The 14,598-nt window shown below is 61.6% G+C and carries 15 protein-coding genes; 10 read left to right on the forward strand and 5 right to left on the reverse strand.

Translation table 11 applies throughout. The features are described from left to right. Window positions 1-163: 163 nt before the first annotated feature. Window positions 164-2,065, reverse strand: coding sequence for an ATP-binding protein (locus J1D76_RS02980; protein ID WP_421136956.1), 1,902 nt, complete (start codon window positions 2,063-2,065; stop codon window positions 164-166). Then, window positions 2,062-2,994, reverse strand: a complete 933-nt coding sequence (locus tag J1D76_RS02985; protein ID WP_421136957.1) for an ABC transporter substrate-binding protein — start codon at window positions 2,992-2,994, stop codon at window positions 2,062-2,064. Before J1D76_RS02985 ends, J1D76_RS02980 begins: the two co-directional genes overlap by 4 nt. A 182-nt stretch (window positions 2,995-3,176) precedes the next feature. Between J1D76_RS02985 and J1D76_RS02990 the strand changes: the two genes are divergently transcribed. The 10 genes from J1D76_RS02990 (at window position 3,177) to J1D76_RS03035 (ending at window position 11,494) form a co-directional block, all read left to right on the forward strand. Continuing rightward, window positions 3,177-3,302 carry a hypothetical protein gene (locus J1D76_RS02990; protein ID WP_421136958.1) on the forward strand — a complete coding sequence of 42 codons (126 nt, stop codon included), beginning with the start codon at window positions 3,177-3,179 and terminating at the stop codon, window positions 3,300-3,302. Window positions 3,303-3,312: 10 nt separating this feature from the next. After that, window positions 3,313-4,338: an NAD(P)H-dependent glycerol-3-phosphate dehydrogenase gene (locus J1D76_RS02995; RefSeq protein ID WP_421136959.1), complete on the forward strand. Its 1,026-nt coding sequence runs from the start codon at window positions 3,313-3,315 to the stop codon at window positions 4,336-4,338. A gap of 30 nt (window positions 4,339-4,368) precedes the next feature. Then, window positions 4,369-4,716: a DUF4389 domain-containing protein gene (locus J1D76_RS03000; RefSeq protein WP_421136960.1), complete on the forward strand. Its 348-nt coding sequence runs from the start codon at window positions 4,369-4,371 to the stop codon at window positions 4,714-4,716. Beyond that, window positions 4,713-5,168: a phosphohistidine phosphatase SixA gene (sixA, locus tag J1D76_RS03005; protein WP_421136961.1), complete on the forward strand. Its 456-nt coding sequence runs from the start codon at window positions 4,713-4,715 to the stop codon at window positions 5,166-5,168. Before J1D76_RS03000 ends, sixA begins: the two co-directional genes overlap by 4 nt. A 185-nt stretch (window positions 5,169-5,353) precedes the next feature. After that, window positions 5,354-7,021, forward strand: a complete 1,668-nt coding sequence (locus J1D76_RS03010) for an AMP-binding protein (RefSeq protein WP_421136962.1) — start codon at window positions 5,354-5,356, stop codon at window positions 7,019-7,021. Window positions 7,022-7,053: 32 nt separating this feature from the next. Next, window positions 7,054-7,497, forward strand: a complete 444-nt coding sequence (locus J1D76_RS03015; protein WP_095056564.1) for a hotdog fold thioesterase — start codon at window positions 7,054-7,056, stop codon at window positions 7,495-7,497. A 238-nt stretch (window positions 7,498-7,735) separates the two neighbouring features. Continuing rightward, window positions 7,736-8,542, forward strand: a complete 807-nt coding sequence (locus J1D76_RS03020; RefSeq protein WP_421136963.1) for an alpha/beta fold hydrolase — start codon at window positions 7,736-7,738, stop codon at window positions 8,540-8,542. After that, entirely contained in the window at window positions 8,539-9,393 is an 855-nt protein-coding gene (locus J1D76_RS03025) for an alpha/beta hydrolase (RefSeq protein ID WP_421136964.1), read from the forward strand. Before J1D76_RS03020 ends, J1D76_RS03025 begins: the two co-directional genes overlap by 4 nt. 169 nt (window positions 9,394-9,562) lie before the next feature. Next, window positions 9,563-10,369: a DUF4892 domain-containing protein gene (locus tag J1D76_RS03030; RefSeq protein WP_421136965.1), complete on the forward strand. Its 807-nt coding sequence runs from the start codon at window positions 9,563-9,565 to the stop codon at window positions 10,367-10,369. A 69-nt stretch (window positions 10,370-10,438) separates the two neighbouring features. After that, window positions 10,439-11,494 (forward strand): AI-2E family transporter, encoded by a 1,056-nt coding sequence (locus J1D76_RS03035; RefSeq protein ID WP_421136966.1) that lies wholly within the window; start codon window positions 10,439-10,441, stop codon window positions 11,492-11,494. A 107-nt stretch (window positions 11,495-11,601) separates the two neighbouring features. Here J1D76_RS03035 and xopAW read toward each other — a convergent pair whose 3' ends face one another. The 3 genes from xopAW to J1D76_RS03050 all read right to left on the reverse strand — a co-directional run bounded on the left by xopAW (window position 11,602) and on the right by J1D76_RS03050 (window position 14,498). Beyond that, window positions 11,602-12,456 carry a XopAW family type III secretion system calcium-binding effector gene (gene xopAW, locus J1D76_RS03040; protein WP_421136967.1) on the reverse strand — a complete coding sequence of 285 codons (855 nt, stop codon included), beginning with the start codon at window positions 12,454-12,456 and terminating at the stop codon, window positions 11,602-11,604. 234 nt (window positions 12,457-12,690) lie between these two features. Beyond that, window positions 12,691-13,740 carry a sensor histidine kinase gene (locus J1D76_RS03045; protein WP_421136968.1) on the reverse strand — a complete coding sequence of 350 codons (1,050 nt, stop codon included), beginning with the start codon at window positions 13,738-13,740 and terminating at the stop codon, window positions 12,691-12,693. Further along, window positions 13,740-14,498 carry a response regulator gene (locus J1D76_RS03050; RefSeq protein WP_421136969.1) on the reverse strand — a complete coding sequence of 253 codons (759 nt, stop codon included), beginning with the start codon at window positions 14,496-14,498 and terminating at the stop codon, window positions 13,740-13,742. The genes J1D76_RS03045 and J1D76_RS03050 overlap by 1 nt, the downstream gene beginning before the upstream one ends. Between the last annotated feature and the right edge of the window lie 100 nt (window positions 14,499-14,598).

The following is a 14,598-nucleotide window of genomic DNA, read 5'->3' on the forward strand; positions in this document are numbered from 1 at the left end:
CTCATAGACTATTGCGTTGTGGTGAAAGTCACAGCACAAGGGACATGAATGTACACTTGTGCACTGAAATTATTATTCAAGCCGCTTTTAGAGGCTGTCGAGGTGCCTAAGACTGCCGCACTTTCGACTTTCACGCCAGTCACAGATGGTCGAAAGGCCTGTACTACTGCACCCAACGCTGCAGAATTTGCTGCAGATCAGTGCGTTTGAATGGCTTGGCCAGATAATCGTTCATGCCCGCCGACAGACAGGCCTCGCGGTCGCCCTGCAAGGCGTTGGCGGTGAGGGCGATGATCGGCAGGTCGGTGCAACCGGGCAATTGGCGAATCTGCCGGGTGGCTTCGTAACCATCGATGATCGGCAAGCGGCAATCCATCAAAATTGCTTCGAATATCAGGCTCTCGGCGCTGCGAATCGCCTGTGCGCCATCGGCGGCAACGCTGACGGTGAAACCCAGGCTGCGCAACATCGCTTCGATGACTGTCTGGTTGACCGGATTGTCTTCGACCAGCAGCACGTTGCGCCCCTCGCCACCGCTGTTGCCGGTTTGCACACGCGGGGCCAGCAGCGGTTGCGGTTGCTGGTGCAAGGCCAGGGGGATTTCCAGGGTAAACACCGAACCACGGCCTTCTTCACTCTGCGCGCGTAAGGTGCCGCCCATACGTTCGGCGAGGGTTCGGGCAATCGGCAGGCCTAGCCCGGTGCCGCCGTAGCGCCTGGAAATCGAACTGTCGGCCTGCTGGAAGGCGCTGAACATCAACTCCAGGCTTTGCGCCGCAATGCCAATGCCGCTGTCGCGTACGGAGCAGGTGAACCACAACAACTCGGGGTCCAGTGATTGCCACTGCGCCTCGAGGGTGACGCGGCCACGCTCGGTGAATTTCAGCGCATTGCCGACCAGGTTGACCAGGATCTGCCGGATGCGCGTCGGGTCGCCCTGGACCTGCAAGCTGCGCATGTCCTCGGGGATCTTCAGTTGCAGGTCGAGGCCGCGCTGCGCGGCGCTGTGCTGGAACGACTGGGCACAGCTGCCGATCAGGTCGGCAAGATTGAACGGTATGTGCTCCAGCTCCAGTTCCGAGCGTTCGATTCGCGAGAAGTCGAGGATATCGTTGATGACCTTGAGCAAGTGTTCGGTGGATTCCGAGGCCAGCGCCGCGTACTCGACCTGTTCCTCGGTCATGTCGGTGGTTTCCAGCAACTGCAGCATGCCAAGTACGCCATTCATCGGGGTACGCAATTCGTGGCTCATCATGGCCAGGAAATCGGATTTGGCGTTGTTGGCCTTTTCCGCCTCTTCGCGGGTCTGGATCAATTGCGCCATGGCTTGGTGCTGTTCGCGGCTGGCCTGTTCGAGGCCGCTGGCGAGGTTGTTGATGTGTTGCGACAGCGCCCCCAGCTCGGTGTCGTCGACGATCGGCAGCGGGGTTTTGTAGTCGCCGTCCTGGATCGCCTTGACCGCGTTGCCGATATCGCGGATCGGTTGCGACAGGCTGCCCGCCAGGCGCCGGGCCACGAGGAAGGTAAATAGCAGGGCAAACAGCGCGAGGATGGCGGCCTTGAGTACTATTTCTTGCTGGCGTTGGCTGAAGGCATCGTTGGACAGCCCGACGATCACCCGGCCGAGGTAGTCCTCGGTGGGGGCGGCGGTGGCGGTTTTGCTGCTCTGGAAAAAATCATTGTGCAAGGTGATGCGTTGCAGTCTTATAGGCGCCTGGAACACTTCGAGCTGTTGCGCGCGGTCGAGATGTTCGTTCGGTTGTTCGACGTACACCAGCACCCGGTTGGCGCTGTCCTGGACTTCCAGAAAGCTCACGTTGGGTGTGGCCAGCGTCGCCTTGAGCAAGGTTTCGAGGACTTCGCTGTTGCCCGAGATCACCCCGTATTCGGTGGCGGGGGCCAGTTGGTTGGCGATCAACTGACCGGTGTGGGTGATTTCCTGGCGAAGGTCCTGGATGCGCACGAAGGTGAAGAAGCTGATCAACAGCAACGTCAGCAGCAGGGCAGGGCCGAGGCTGATGAGTTGCGTGCGAGTGTTGATGTCCCAGCGACGGCGCAAGCTCATGGGCGGCGCTCTCCTTCGGCCAACAAGATGGCGACGGCCCCATCGTCCATGGGCTCGATGTCCAGTGAACGCGCCACCTGCGGGTTGCTCGCGACTTTGAATCGGGGAGGATAAAGCGTGCGCGGCCAACTGCTCGGTGAGCGTTCGAGCAATTCATCGAGCATCACCAGCCAATCGGTCTGGTCGCTATAGGTGCTGGCCAGGCTCCCGGCCTTGACGAAGCCTGCGTTGGGCCCGATCAGTGCCACTTGCCGCGAGTAACTGCTCAACAGCAGGTTCTTGGCGGTTTGCGGGTTGTACAAGTCAGGGTCATCGAGCCCCAGCAAGACGTCGCTGCTTTTCAACAGCGCCTGCAAGGGTTGGCTGTCGTGAATGTTGTCCCAGCGCTGGGTGACGACCTCAAGGCCCAAGGGGTGGGCGGCCTGACGCAGCTCCGCCAACAGGAATTCGCTGTGATGGTCATACAACACGCCCACGCGTTTGGCTTGCGGCAACAGGGTTCGGGTCAGGCGTAACTGACGCTCCAGCGGTGGGTCGCTCCAGAGCAGGCTCAGGCGTGGGGGCAGCTTGTTATTCAAACGTTGCCGGGCTTGCAGGCGGCTGATGCCCAGCACCAGTGTCGCCGGCCCTTGGGCGTCCTGCAGACGCCAGTCGAGACTGGGCAGGTCGAGCAGGACCAGGCGGGTGTTTTCCGGCAACTTGCCCGGTAGCGGCAAGCTCGCCACTGTCTGGAAGCGTACGTGGTCCCGGGGCCGTAGCTCGCTCAGGGTTTGAGCGAAGGCCCGTACGCCCGGATTGTCTTCGGCCCCGGTGAGCAAAATATCGGCCGCCCTCGCCGCAAGGCTGCCTGACATGCCGCCGATCGACAGGCAAAGGATCGCCAGCCACCGGCCCCAGGTCGGTGCGTTCGTGGCCAGATGGTTCGGCATCTTAAAGCGCCCGTTCCGCGCAGGCAGCATCGTTGCGCATAAACCGGTCGTCGGCTAACGCCGGCGAGCTGAGCTTCAGCGCCAGGACCCGAAACGAGCGTGGTGAAGGAGAACCCGGAGACACAACACATCCTTGTCGACGATTGATGGCGCGCATGTTAACCGAGCCGGAGGAGTTTTCCATGTCGGATGCCGGCATTTTCCTCGGTTTCATGGGCTTCTTCCCAAGGCTGGCGGTATTTGATGTCGGGGCTGGCCGTCAAGGGACTGCCCCGTATAATGCCGACATCGCCACTGGTATGGATTAACGGATTGCATATGACTGAACAGCGCCCAATTGCGGTCCTGGGAGGCGGAAGTTTTGGAACCGCCGTGGCTAATCTGCTGGCCGAGAACGGGCATCAGGTCCTTCAGTGGATGCGTGACCCCGAACAGGCCGAGGCCATTCGGGTCAATCGCGAGAACCCGCGTTACCTCAAGGGTATCAAGATTCTGCCCGGCGTCACGGCGGTCACCGACCTGCAAGCCACCCTGGATGCCTGCGATCTGTGTTTTGTCGCGCTGCCCTCCAGCGCGCTGCGTTCAGTGCTGGTGCCCCTCGCCGAGCGCCTGACCGGCAAATTGCTGGTAAGCCTGACCAAAGGCATTGAAGCCCAGACGTTCAAGCTGATGAGCGAGATTCTCCAAGAAATCGCCCCGCAGGCACGCATCGGCGTCCTGTCCGGCCCCAACCTGGCCCGTGAAATCGCCGAACACGCGCTGACCGCCACGGTGGTCGCCAGTGAAGACGAAGAACTCTGCCAGCGAGTCCAGGCCGCGTTGCATGGCCGCACCTTCCGCGTCTACGCCAGCGCCGACCGCTTCGGCGTGGAACTGGGCGGCGCGTTGAAGAATGTCTACGCGATCATTGCCGGCATGGCGGTAGCGCTGGGCATGGGCGAAAACACCAAGAGCATGCTGATCACCCGGGCACTGGCGGAAATGACCCGTTTTGCGGTGAACCAGGGCGCCAACCCGATGACATTCCTCGGGCTGGCGGGCGTCGGCGACTTGATCGTCACCTGTTCATCGCCCAAGAGCCGCAACTATCAAGTCGGCTTCGCTTTGGGGCAAGGCCTGAGCCTGGACGAGGCGGTGACGCGCCTTGGCGAAGTCGCCGAAGGCGTCAATACCCTCAAGGTGCTCAAGGCCAAGGCCCAGGAGGTCGGCGTGTACATGCCGCTGGTCGCCGGGCTGCACGCCATCCTGTTCGAGGGCCGCACGTTGGAACAGGTCATTGGTCTGTTAATGCGTGGCGAGCCGAAAACCGACGTCGACTTTATTTCCACCAGTGGTTTCAACTAATCACGCTTGCCAGAAAGCAGGGAGTTGCGCATGAACGATCCAAAAGTAGAGGCCAAATACGAGTCCATCCTGCTGCGCGTGTTGTGGATGATCGTCTTCGTGCTGGTGTGGCAAGTGGCGCAGTTTGTCCTCGGCATCGTCGTGCTCGTGCAGTTGATCTATCGTTTGTTTTATGGCGCCCCGAGCGCCAGCCTGATGAATTTCGGCGACAGCCTGAGCCAGTTTCTGGCACAGATCGGCCGATTCGGCAGCTTTCACAGCGACCAGAAACCCTGGCCGTTCGCTGACTGGCCGACACCGCGCACCCCCGAAGGTGAAGCGCCGCATGTCGTGGCGCCCGCACCGCATCCGGCCCGAGATGAGGAACCCAAGCTATGAAACTCTGGGTATTGCGTCATGGTGAAGCCGTTCCGCACGGTACCCGCCCCCACGATTCGGAACGGGAACTGACCGATCACGGCCGCAAGGAAGTGCTGAGCAGCGCCGCGCATCTGCGGGGCCAGTCGCTGACGGCGATCTACGCCAGTCCCTACCTGCGAGCGCAGCAGACCGCGCAACTGGTGCGCGAGGCGTTGGCGTTCGAGCCGGAAATCCGCACTGTCGAGTGGCTGACCCCGGACACCGACCCGGACAAGGTGGCCGAGCAACTGGTTTCCGTCAGTGAGGTGCTGCTGGTCAGCCACAACCCGTTGGTGGGTAACTTGCTGAGCTACCTGCAACATGGCGCCGGGCATCCGCCGGAGAAAGTCAGCACCGCCGGGCTGGCCGAGCTCAAGGGCGATGAATTGCTGGTCGGGTCGATGACACTGAGCAGCATCAAACACCCATAACCCTGTGGAGGCTTGCCCGCGATGGCATCGCCGCGGTTTGCCCGATAAATCGCGGTGCCTGCATCGCGGGCAAGCCACGCTCCCACAGGTTTTTCATCGTCTGAAATTTTTTGCGTGAAATAGTCAACCAAGCACTTGCTTGGTTGACTACGCTTGCTCCAGACCAAAAAAAACAGGAGCGGGTCATGTCTGTTGCTTTTCGTTTGCCACTGGACGTTTTCTACGAGCGTGAGGCCCGTCATCCCCGCCAGCGCTTTCTGGTCCAGCCGGTCGGAGGCGGCCAGGTCGAGACGTTGACCTGGGCAGACGTCGGTCACCAGGCCCGTTGCGCGGCCCATTGGTTGCGCGCGCGGGAACTGCCGCAAGGCAGCCATATCGCCCTGATTTCAAAGAACTGTGCGCACTGGATCATTGCCGACCTGGCGATCTGGATGGCCGGGCATGTCTCGGTGCCGTTGTACCCCAACCTCACCGCCGAATCGGTTTCCCAGGTGCTCGAACATTCGCAAGCGGCGCTGGCGTTCATCGGTAAACTCGACGACTGGCCGAGCATGTCCCGTGGCGTCCGTCCTGATTTACCGACCATCAGCCTGCCGCTGCACCCGCCCGGTACGTTCGATTTCAGCTGGGCCGACCTGCAACGCAGCTCGCCGATCCAGGACGACCCGAAACCTGCCGCCGATCAACTGGCGACCATCATTTATACGTCCGGCACCACGGGCATGCCCAAGGGCGTGATGCACAGCTTCGGCAACCTGGGGTTCGCCACCACGCACGGCACTTCATTGTTCGGCCTCAATGAGTCGGACCGGTTGTTGTCCTATCTGCCGCTGTGCCATGTGGCCGAGCGCATGTTCGTCGAACTGGCGTCGATCTATACCGGGCAAACCGTGTTTTTTGCTGAGAGCCTCGATACGTTCCTGGCTGATTTGCAGCGTGCGCGTCCCACCGCACTGTTTGGTGTACCGCGCATCTGGACCAAATTCCAGATGGGCGTGTACAGCAAGATCCCGGCAAAACGCCTCGACTTCCTGCTCGGCCTGCCGATTATCGGCAAGCGCGTCGGGCATAAAGTCTTGGCCGGCCTGGGGCTGGATGCCTTGCGCATTGCCTTGTCGGGCGCCGCGCCGGTGCCGCAGACCTTGTTGCTGTGGTACCGCAAGCTGGGGCTGGATGTGCTGGAGGTCTATGGCATGACAGAGAGCTGTGGCTATTCGCACATCTGCATGCCGGGCCAGCACAAGCCCGGCTGGATCGGCAAACCGTGCCCGGAAGTCGAAGTGCGGATCGCCGAGAGCGGGGAGGTCATGGTGCGCAGCGGCGCGACGATGCTCGGTTATTTCAAGGAGCCGGAAAAAACCGCCGCCACTATTACCGAGGACGGCTTCCTGCGCACGGGCGACAAGGGCGAAACAGACACTGAAGGCAATCTGCGCCTGACCGGGCGCCTGAAGGAAATCTTCAAGACCAGCAAAGGCAAATATGTGGCTCCGGCGCCGATTGAAAATCGCCTGGCCGTGCATTCGCGCATCGAGCAGGTCTGCGTGGTCGGCGACGGCCTGAGCGCCCCACTGGGCTTGTGCGTGTTGTCGGCGGTGGGTCAGCAGGATGCTGGCGGCGCGGCGCGTGCCGGCTTGCATTCCAGCCTGGAAAAACTGCTGGAGGAGGTCAACAGCGTTCTCGACAAACACGAGCGGCTACGGCGCCTGGTGGTGGTCAAGGACAGCTGGGCGGTGGAAAACGGCTTTCTTACGCCGACGCTGAAGATCAAGCGCAACGTCATCGAAGCCGCCTATGGCGAGCGCTTCGAAGAATGGAGCGAGCGCAGCGAAGCCGTGCTGTGGCAGGATTGAGGCACGAACAACACCAACAAGGAATCCCTGCGATGAGCCTGTGGCGCACCACTCCTAACATCGAACAGTTGAACGCCATCCAGAAAAACACCATCGGCGAAGTGCTGGACATTCGTTTCGAGGCTTTCGACGAAGAGTCCCTGACCGCGAGCATGGTCATCGACCACCGCACCCATCAGCCTTACGGCTTGCTACACGGCGGGGCTTCGGTGGTGCTGGCCGAATCCGTCGGTTCCATGGCCAGCTACCTGTGCATCGACGCCAGCAAGTTCTATTGCGTGGGCCTGGAAATCAACGCCAACCATTTGCGCGGCCTGCGCAGCGGGCGGGTGACGGCGGTGGCCAAGCCCATTCACATCGGCCGCACGACCCACGTCTGGGACATTCGCCTGACCAGCGACGAGGGCAAGGCCAGTTGTGTGTCGCGATTGACTATGGCGGTAGTGCCGCTGGGTGAAAATCCACCGGCACGTTAAGTGAGTTTTTTGCGTCAGATGGATTTTCTGTGGCGAGGGAGCTGGCTCCCGCTGGGTTGCGAAGCGGCCCCAACCGGATGGCGACCGCATTACAGTCGGGCGCGAGCACGTTCACACGCCACACAATTCAGCCCATGGCTTTGACCGGACTGTCATCATTCCTGTCAGTTACGGTCATTGCTGCAGGACGCGGTCTTGCGGACAATCAACGCCTGTTCTCGCTCATGGATTTGCAGGTATGTCGCAACAGATCTTTTTCGCCCACGCCAATGGTTTTCCTTCGGGCACCTACGGCAAGTTGTTTGCGGCGCTGGCACCCGAGTATCAGGTGACGCATCTGGAGCAGCACGCCCACGACCCGCGTTTCCCGGCGGACGACAACTGGTACAACCTGGTAGATGAGCTGATCCACCACTTGCAACAACAGGCCGAGCCCGTGTGGGGCGTCGGTCACTCGTTCGGTGGCGTGTTGCACCTGCATGCGGCCTTGCGCTGCCCCGAGTTGTATCGCGGCGTGGTAATGCTCGACTCGCCGGTGCTGACCCTGACCGACCGTTGGGTGATCCGCGCGGCCAAGCGCTTTGGTTTCATCGATCGCCTGACGCCGGCTGGCCGGACCCTCGGTCGTCGTGAGGAGTTCTCCGACCTCGACAGCGCGCGAAAGTATTTCGCCGGCAAAGCGCTGTTTCGTGGTTTCGACCCGGACTGCTTCGAGGCCTATCTACAACATGGTTTGCACCCGGTCGGCGACAAGCTGCGCCTGCGGTTCGATCCGGCCACGGAAATCAGCATCTACCGCGGCGTGCCGCACACCAGCCCGGACAGCACGCGGCGCCTGAAAGTGCCATTGGCGGTGGTTCGCGGGCACAAGAGCCGCGTGGTGATGCGTCATCACACCCGTTTCGTCGACCGTCTGCCGCAGGGCGAGTCCATGACCCTGCCGGGCGGCCACATGTTTCCGCTTGAAAGCCCGCTGGACACCGCCGGGCTGATCAAAGACCTGTTCAGCCGCTGGAGCGGTCGCCAGCAACAGGATTGCGCATGAATCACAGAGTCGAAGAAGTCCGCCTGAGCCTGCCGCACATTGAGCTGGCGGCGCACCTTTTCGGCCCTGAAGACGGCTTGCCAGTGCTGGCCCTGCATGGCTGGCTGGACAACGCCAACAGCTTCGCGCGCCTGGCACCGAAGCTCAAAGGCCTGCGCATCATTGCCCTGGACATGGCCGGTCATGGTCATTCCGGTCATCGCCCGCCGGGGGCCGGTTACGCCATGTGGGACTATGCCCACGATGTACTGCAGGTCGCCGAACAGTTGGGGTTGAAGCAATTTGCCCTGCTGGGCCATTCAATGGGGGCCATCGCCTCGGTGATCATCGCCGGCTCGATGCCCGAGCGCGTGACTCACCTGGCGTTGATCGACGGCGTGATTCCTCCTACAGACAAAGGCGATAACGCTGCCGAGCGCATGGGCATGGCGTTGCAGGCGCAACTGGACCTGCGCGAAAAGCGCAAACCGGTGTACGAAACCCTCGATCGCGCCATTGAAGCGCGAATGAAGGGCCTGGTGGCTGTCAGTCGCGAAGCCGCCGAATTGCTCGCCCAGCGTGGCTTGATGCCGGTCCCGGGCGGCTACACCTGGCGCACCGACAACCGTCTCACGCTGCCGTCACCGGTGCGTCTGACCACCGAGCAGGCGATGGCCTTCACCCAGCGGGTCAAATGCCCGGCAAAACTGGTGGTTGCCGCCGACGGCATGCTCGCCAAACACCCTGAATTGCTGGAACGTCTACCCTTTAGCCGTGAACAGCTGCCCGGCGGCCATCATTTGCACCTCAATGACGAACCTGGCGCCGACCTTGTCGCAGACTGTTTCAATCGGTTCTTCGCCATTCCTTGACTTGCGCCGGGCAACTGTCGAGGCTGTGCGGGTTGAAAAGGGAGACAACCATGACAGAGTTCTACACCGCTGCGACCCCGAATGACCGTGGTTTGCAGGTGAGCAAACGCGGCAATGACGCCAGTGTCACCCACGGTGCCCACGCCATGCTGATCCGATGAGCCTATCCATGCGCTCCTTCAGTTTGCTGGTGCTGTGCAGTTTCAGTCCCTTGTTGTTCGCCGCCGATATCCCGGGCAGCCAAGACCTGCCCATGGTGCCGCGCATGGTCGACGCACAGATTGTCGACTATCGTCCCAGCGCTGAGCTGGAGCGGGTCTACCCCATGGGTTCGATCCGTAAAATCAGCGGCCAGCTACGTTTCGACGGTCAGGTCAGTGCCCGCGGTAACGTCACCTCGGTGACGTACGAGTTGCCACCGGAGCATTCCTCTACCGAAGCCTTCACCGCGGCTCGCGAGGCCCTGCAAAAACAGGGCGCAGGGTTGCTGTTCTGGTGCCAGGCGCGTGATTGCGGTGAAAGCAGCCTCTGGGCCAATGAAGTCTTCGGCAACGCCAAGCTGTACGGTGCCGACGATCAACAAGCCTATTTGTTACTGCGACTGGCGGCACCACGCGACAACACGCTGGTCGCGCTGTACAGCATTACCCGTGGCAATCGCAAAGCCTACTTGCACGTCGAGCAGTTCGAAGCGTCGGCGCCGCTGGGCGAACTGTTGCCGACCTCGGCGACCTTGTTGCGTGAACTCAAGAGCACCGGCGAGCTTGATTTTCCCACATTGACCAGCGCACCTGACGAGACCTGGTTGCGCCTGATTTCTCGCGGACTGAATCTGGACACCACCTTGCGGGTCAATATTTCCGGTGCGAATGCCGAAGCCTGGCGCCAGGCCCTGATTGCTCAGGGTGTGCGAACCGCGCGGATGGAAACCGGCAGCGTCGAAGGCTCTGGCCTGCACATCGAGCTATTGCGGTAGGCTGTACCCGGCGAGCGCGTATGGCGCGTTCGCCTACTTTTTCGTTGACTGACTTTTTCGAGATTTTTGATGATCAATAACGATCGCCTGTTGGTGCAGATCCTGCTCGTGGTTCTGTTCGGCGCGAGTTTCTGGGTGATGGCGCCGTTCTGGTCGGCGATGTTCTGGGGCGCGGTCCTGGCGTTCGCCAGTTGGCCACTGATGCGCTTGCTGACCCGTTGGCTCAACGGCCGCGAGTCGCTGGCGGCGGCATTGCTGACGCTGGGCTGGATGTTACTGGTGGCGGCGCCGCTGGTGTGGCTCGGCTTCAACCTGGCCGATCATGTGCGCGATGCCACGGCCTTCATCAAGGATGCGCAGGTCGAGGGGCTGCCCGAAGCGCCGGTGTGGCTGGGTTCGATTCCCCTGGTGGGCGGGCGGCTGGTCGGGATCTGGAACAGCATCGACGAGCAAGGCGCGGCAATGATGGTCTCGCTCAAGCCTTACCTGGGGCAAGTGGGCAACTGGTTGCTGGCGCGCAGTGCGCAGATCGGCGGCGGTATTCTCGAACTGACCCTGAGCATCGTCTTCGTATTCTTTTTCTATCGTGACGGGCCGCGCCTGGCTGCGTTCGTGCACACCTTGCTGGAGCGGCTGATCGGCCAACGGGCCGGTTACTACATCGAGCTGGTGGCGGGCACGGTGCAGCGGGTGGTGAACGGCGTCATCGGCACCGCGGCAGCCCAGGCGATCCTGGCGCTGATCGGCTTCCTGATTGCCGGCGTGCCGGGGGCGTTGGTACTCGGTATCGTCACGTTCATGCTCAGCCTGATCCCGATGGGGCCGCCCCTGGTATGGATTCCCGCTACCGCGTGGCTGGCCTGGAAAGGCGAGTACGGGCTGGCCATCTTCCTCGGGATCTGGGGCACCTTTGTCATCAGCGGCGTCGACAACGTGCTCAAGCCGTACCTGATCAGCCGTGGCGGCAACCTGCCGTTGGTGATCGTCTTGCTCGGGGTGTTTGGCGGGTTGATTGCCTTCGGTTTTATCGGCCTGTTCATTGGCCCGACGTTGCTGGCGGTGGCCTACAGCCTGCTGATCGACTGGAGCAAGACCCAGGCGCGGGTGGAAGATCGCCAGCCCTGAAACTCGAGTTCTGTTGGAGGACTCTTCGCGGGCCAGCCCGCTCCTACATTGATCTGTGTCGATCACAAAACCAGTGTAGAAGCGAGCCCGCTCGCGAAGCTTTTGACTCAGGTTGCCACGTTCAAGTGCTTGCCCACACTCGCCACGTTATCCAGCGAATACTGCTTGCTGAGGTTGGCAATCATCTTTTGCAGCGCTTCATTCACGCTCGACTGATCGGTGGTGCTCCCGGAACTTTGCTCACGACCGGCCTGCAGCGCCGCTTTGAGTTCATCGCTGCTCACGCCACCGCTGTTGTCGGTGTCCAGTGCCTTGAGCAGTGCGGCGCTGGTATCGGTGCTGGTCGATGAACTGCTGTTGCTGGCCTGCAAGGCACTGCTCAACTCGCCGACACTGATGCTGTCATCACCGTCGGTATCGAGCTGACTGAACAGTTCGTCGCTGGACACCTGTTGTGGCGGTGGAGGAGGGGGCGCCAGGCTGGCGGCGAGTTCATCCGTGCTGATGCTGCCGTCCTGATTTTTGTCCAGGGCCGAGAAGATCTGTGTGCTATCGGCGCTACTGCCGGCACCGGACAGGCCTTTGCTCAACTCGTCACTGCTGATGGAGCCGTTACCGTCGGTGTCCAGGGCACTGATCATTGCATCCGCGAGTTCAGTGTTGGGGGCCTGGTCGCCCGTCGGACGCTGTGGAGGCGCCATCGCCGCCATTTCGTCACTGCTCAGGCTGCCGCTGCTATCCGTGTCGAGGTCGGCAAAGTTCTTGCTCAGGTTGTTCAGCAGACGGCTATCGGGTTTCTCTGTCAGGGCGGTTTTGAGTTCGTCCTGATCCACCGTACCGTCGCCGTTGGTGTCGAGCTTGGCCATCAGTTGTTTCTGAAACTGCTGGTGGCGGGCGCTGTTGGTTGTGGTGCTGCTGGTACTGGTGTAGTTCGAGTAATTGCTGCTGATGCTACCGATCATCGGGCTCACTCCCTGGAAAGAAAAACCGGTGGTGTACCGGCTTATGCAGACTCAAGGGGCGAGTTGTCGCGGGTATGTGGAGTTTGTACCGAGTGGTACACACGCAGTCTTATTCACCGAAAACCCTTGTAGGAGCGAGCCTGTTCGCGAAGAGGCCATCACATTCAACATGGCTCTACCCGATACACCGCTTTCGCGAGCAGGCTCGCTCTCACAAGGGTTCGGCGGGGGTGTTCAGGCACGCGGCAGGCGAATCACCGCGGTCAGGCCACCACCCGGCGTTTCTTCCAGGGTCAGTTGCCCACCCATTCGTTGCGCAGCCTCGCGCGCAATGGTCATGCCCAGGCCGACGCCGCCGGAATTGCGATTACGCGAGCCTTCGAGGCGGAAGAAGGGTTCGAACACGGCTTCCCGTTGTTGCGCGGCAATACCAGGCCCCCGGTCGATTACCCGGATCACCAGGTGATCGCGATGGTCTTCCAGGGTAATCAGCGCCTGCCCGGCATAGCGCAGGGCGTTGTCCATCAGGTTGTTGATGCTCGAGCGCAAGGCCATCGGTTGCACTTGCAACGGGGCGCAGTGACCGCTGGCCTCGACGTTCGCACCCTGGTCCTGGGCGTTTTCGCTCAGCGACTCCACCAGCGCCTGCACGTCCATCCATTGCGGCGCTTCATGGGTGCGTTGCTCGTGCAGGTAGGTGAGGGTGGCGTCAAGCATGCTGATCATGTCATCGAGGTCCTGGCGCATCTGGCCTTGCAGCTTGTCGTCGTCGACTTTTTCGAGCCGCAGCTTGAGCCGCGACAGCGGCGTGCGCAGGTCGTGGGATACCGCGCCAAGCATGCGCGAGCGCTGCTTGACCTGTTCGAGGATGCGTCGTTGCATCTTGTTGAAGGTATGCGCCGCTTGCCGCGCCTCCCGAGGCCCGGACTCTTCCAGTGGTGGGCTGTCGAGGTTTTCGCTCAAGCGCTCGGCGGCGTCGCTCAGGCGCTGGATCGGTCGACTGAGCAGCTTTGCGCCGTACCAGGCGGCAATGATCAGCGAAATCAGTTGAAACGTCAGCGGCACCAGCGGACCGCCGAACCACGGCCTCGGCGGACGTTTCTCGAAGCGTGGATCAAGCGGCGGGCGTGTCCCGTCCAGGCTTTCGGAAAACTCGGGCGGTGGTGGCGGTGGCGGTGGGCCGTAATGGTGAAACCAGACAAAGGCCAGCAGGTGGGCAAGAACGATCGCCAGCATCAGCACCGCAAACAGGCGGCCGAACAGCGTATCGAAGCGCCCGCGCATCAGCCGATGTCTCGGGCATCGAACAGGTAACCCTCGCCACGCACGGTCTTGATCAGCTGTGGTGCCTTGGGATCGTCACCGAGTTTCTGGCGCAGACGCGACACCAGCAGGTCGATGCTGCGGTCGAAGGCTTCAATTGAGCGGCCGCGAGCGGCATCGAGCAATTGTTCACGACTGAGGACGCGGCGCGGACGCTCGATAAACACCCAGAGCAAGCGGAATTCGGCGTTGGATAGCGGCACCACCAGGCCATCGTCGGCAATCAATTGGCGCAGCACGCTGTTCAGGCGCCAGTTATCGAAACGGATATTTGCCCGCTGCTCGGTGCGGTCGTCGCGCACCCGACGCAGGATGGTCTGGATCCGCGCTACCAGTTCGCGCGGCTCGAAGGGCTTGGCCATGTAGTCGTCGGCGCCGAGTTCCAGACCGATGATCCGGTCTGTGGGTTCGCAGCGGGCGGTGAGCATCAGGATCGGGATGTCCGACTCGGCGCGCAGCCAGCGGCACAGCGACAGACCGTCTTCACCGGGCAGCATCAGGTCGAGCACCACCACATCGAAATGCTCCGCCTGCATCGCCAGGCGCATCGCGGCGCCGTCGGTGACACCGCTGGCGTGGATGTTGAATCGGGCCAGGTAGTCGATCATCAACTCGCGGATCGGGACGTCATCGTCGACGATCAGGGCGCGAATGCTCCAGCGTTTGTCGTCGCCGAGCGTTTTTTGGTCGTCGTTCATGGGTGCTTGGGTGTTGTGCATGCGTGCGTTCATCTGCCAGGTAGGCTGCCAACCACAAAGATGGGCTGCGAGGTTGTGGTTCCAGCATAGGCGTCCGGCCCGGAGGCGGGAAGTGCTGTTG

The sequence above is a fragment of the Pseudomonas sp. NFX15 genome (genome assembly GCF_049132105.1).
GTDB lineage: Bacteria > Pseudomonadota > Gammaproteobacteria > Pseudomonadales > Pseudomonadaceae > Aquipseudomonas.

What these genes read in the sequence shown, in the direction of transcription:
- J1D76_RS02980 (WP_421136956.1), bottom strand. Translation starts at nt 2,065, where the DNA reads ATGAGCTTGCGCCGTCGCTGGGACATCAACACTCGCACGCAACTCATC.
- J1D76_RS02985 (WP_421136957.1), bottom strand. Translation starts at nt 2,994, where the DNA reads ATGCCGAACCATCTGGCCACGAACGCACCGACCTGGGGCCGGTGGCTG.
- J1D76_RS02990 (WP_421136958.1), top strand. Translation starts at nt 3,177, where the DNA reads ATGTCGGATGCCGGCATTTTCCTCGGTTTCATGGGCTTCTTCCCAAGG.
- J1D76_RS02995 (WP_421136959.1), top strand. Translation starts at nt 3,313, where the DNA reads ATGACTGAACAGCGCCCAATTGCGGTCCTGGGAGGCGGAAGTTTTGGA.
- J1D76_RS03000 (WP_421136960.1), top strand. Translation starts at nt 4,369, where the DNA reads ATGAACGATCCAAAAGTAGAGGCCAAATACGAGTCCATCCTGCTGCGC.
- sixA (WP_421136961.1), top strand. Translation starts at nt 4,713, where the DNA reads ATGAAACTCTGGGTATTGCGTCATGGTGAAGCCGTTCCGCACGGTACC.
- J1D76_RS03010 (WP_421136962.1), top strand. Translation starts at nt 5,354, where the DNA reads ATGTCTGTTGCTTTTCGTTTGCCACTGGACGTTTTCTACGAGCGTGAG.
- J1D76_RS03015 (WP_095056564.1), top strand. Translation starts at nt 7,054, where the DNA reads ATGAGCCTGTGGCGCACCACTCCTAACATCGAACAGTTGAACGCCATC.
- J1D76_RS03020 (WP_421136963.1), top strand. Translation starts at nt 7,736, where the DNA reads ATGTCGCAACAGATCTTTTTCGCCCACGCCAATGGTTTTCCTTCGGGC.
- J1D76_RS03025 (WP_421136964.1), top strand. Translation starts at nt 8,539, where the DNA reads ATGAATCACAGAGTCGAAGAAGTCCGCCTGAGCCTGCCGCACATTGAG.
- J1D76_RS03030 (WP_421136965.1), top strand. Translation starts at nt 9,563, where the DNA reads ATGCGCTCCTTCAGTTTGCTGGTGCTGTGCAGTTTCAGTCCCTTGTTG.
- J1D76_RS03035 (WP_421136966.1), top strand. Translation starts at nt 10,439, where the DNA reads ATGATCAATAACGATCGCCTGTTGGTGCAGATCCTGCTCGTGGTTCTG.
- xopAW (WP_421136967.1), bottom strand. Translation starts at nt 12,456, where the DNA reads ATGATCGGTAGCATCAGCAGCAATTACTCGAACTACACCAGTACCAGC.
- J1D76_RS03045 (WP_421136968.1), bottom strand. Translation starts at nt 13,740, where the DNA reads ATGCGCGGGCGCTTCGATACGCTGTTCGGCCGCCTGTTTGCGGTGCTG.
- J1D76_RS03050 (WP_421136969.1), bottom strand. Translation starts at nt 14,498, where the DNA reads ATGCACAACACCCAAGCACCCATGAACGACGACCAAAAAACGCTCGGC.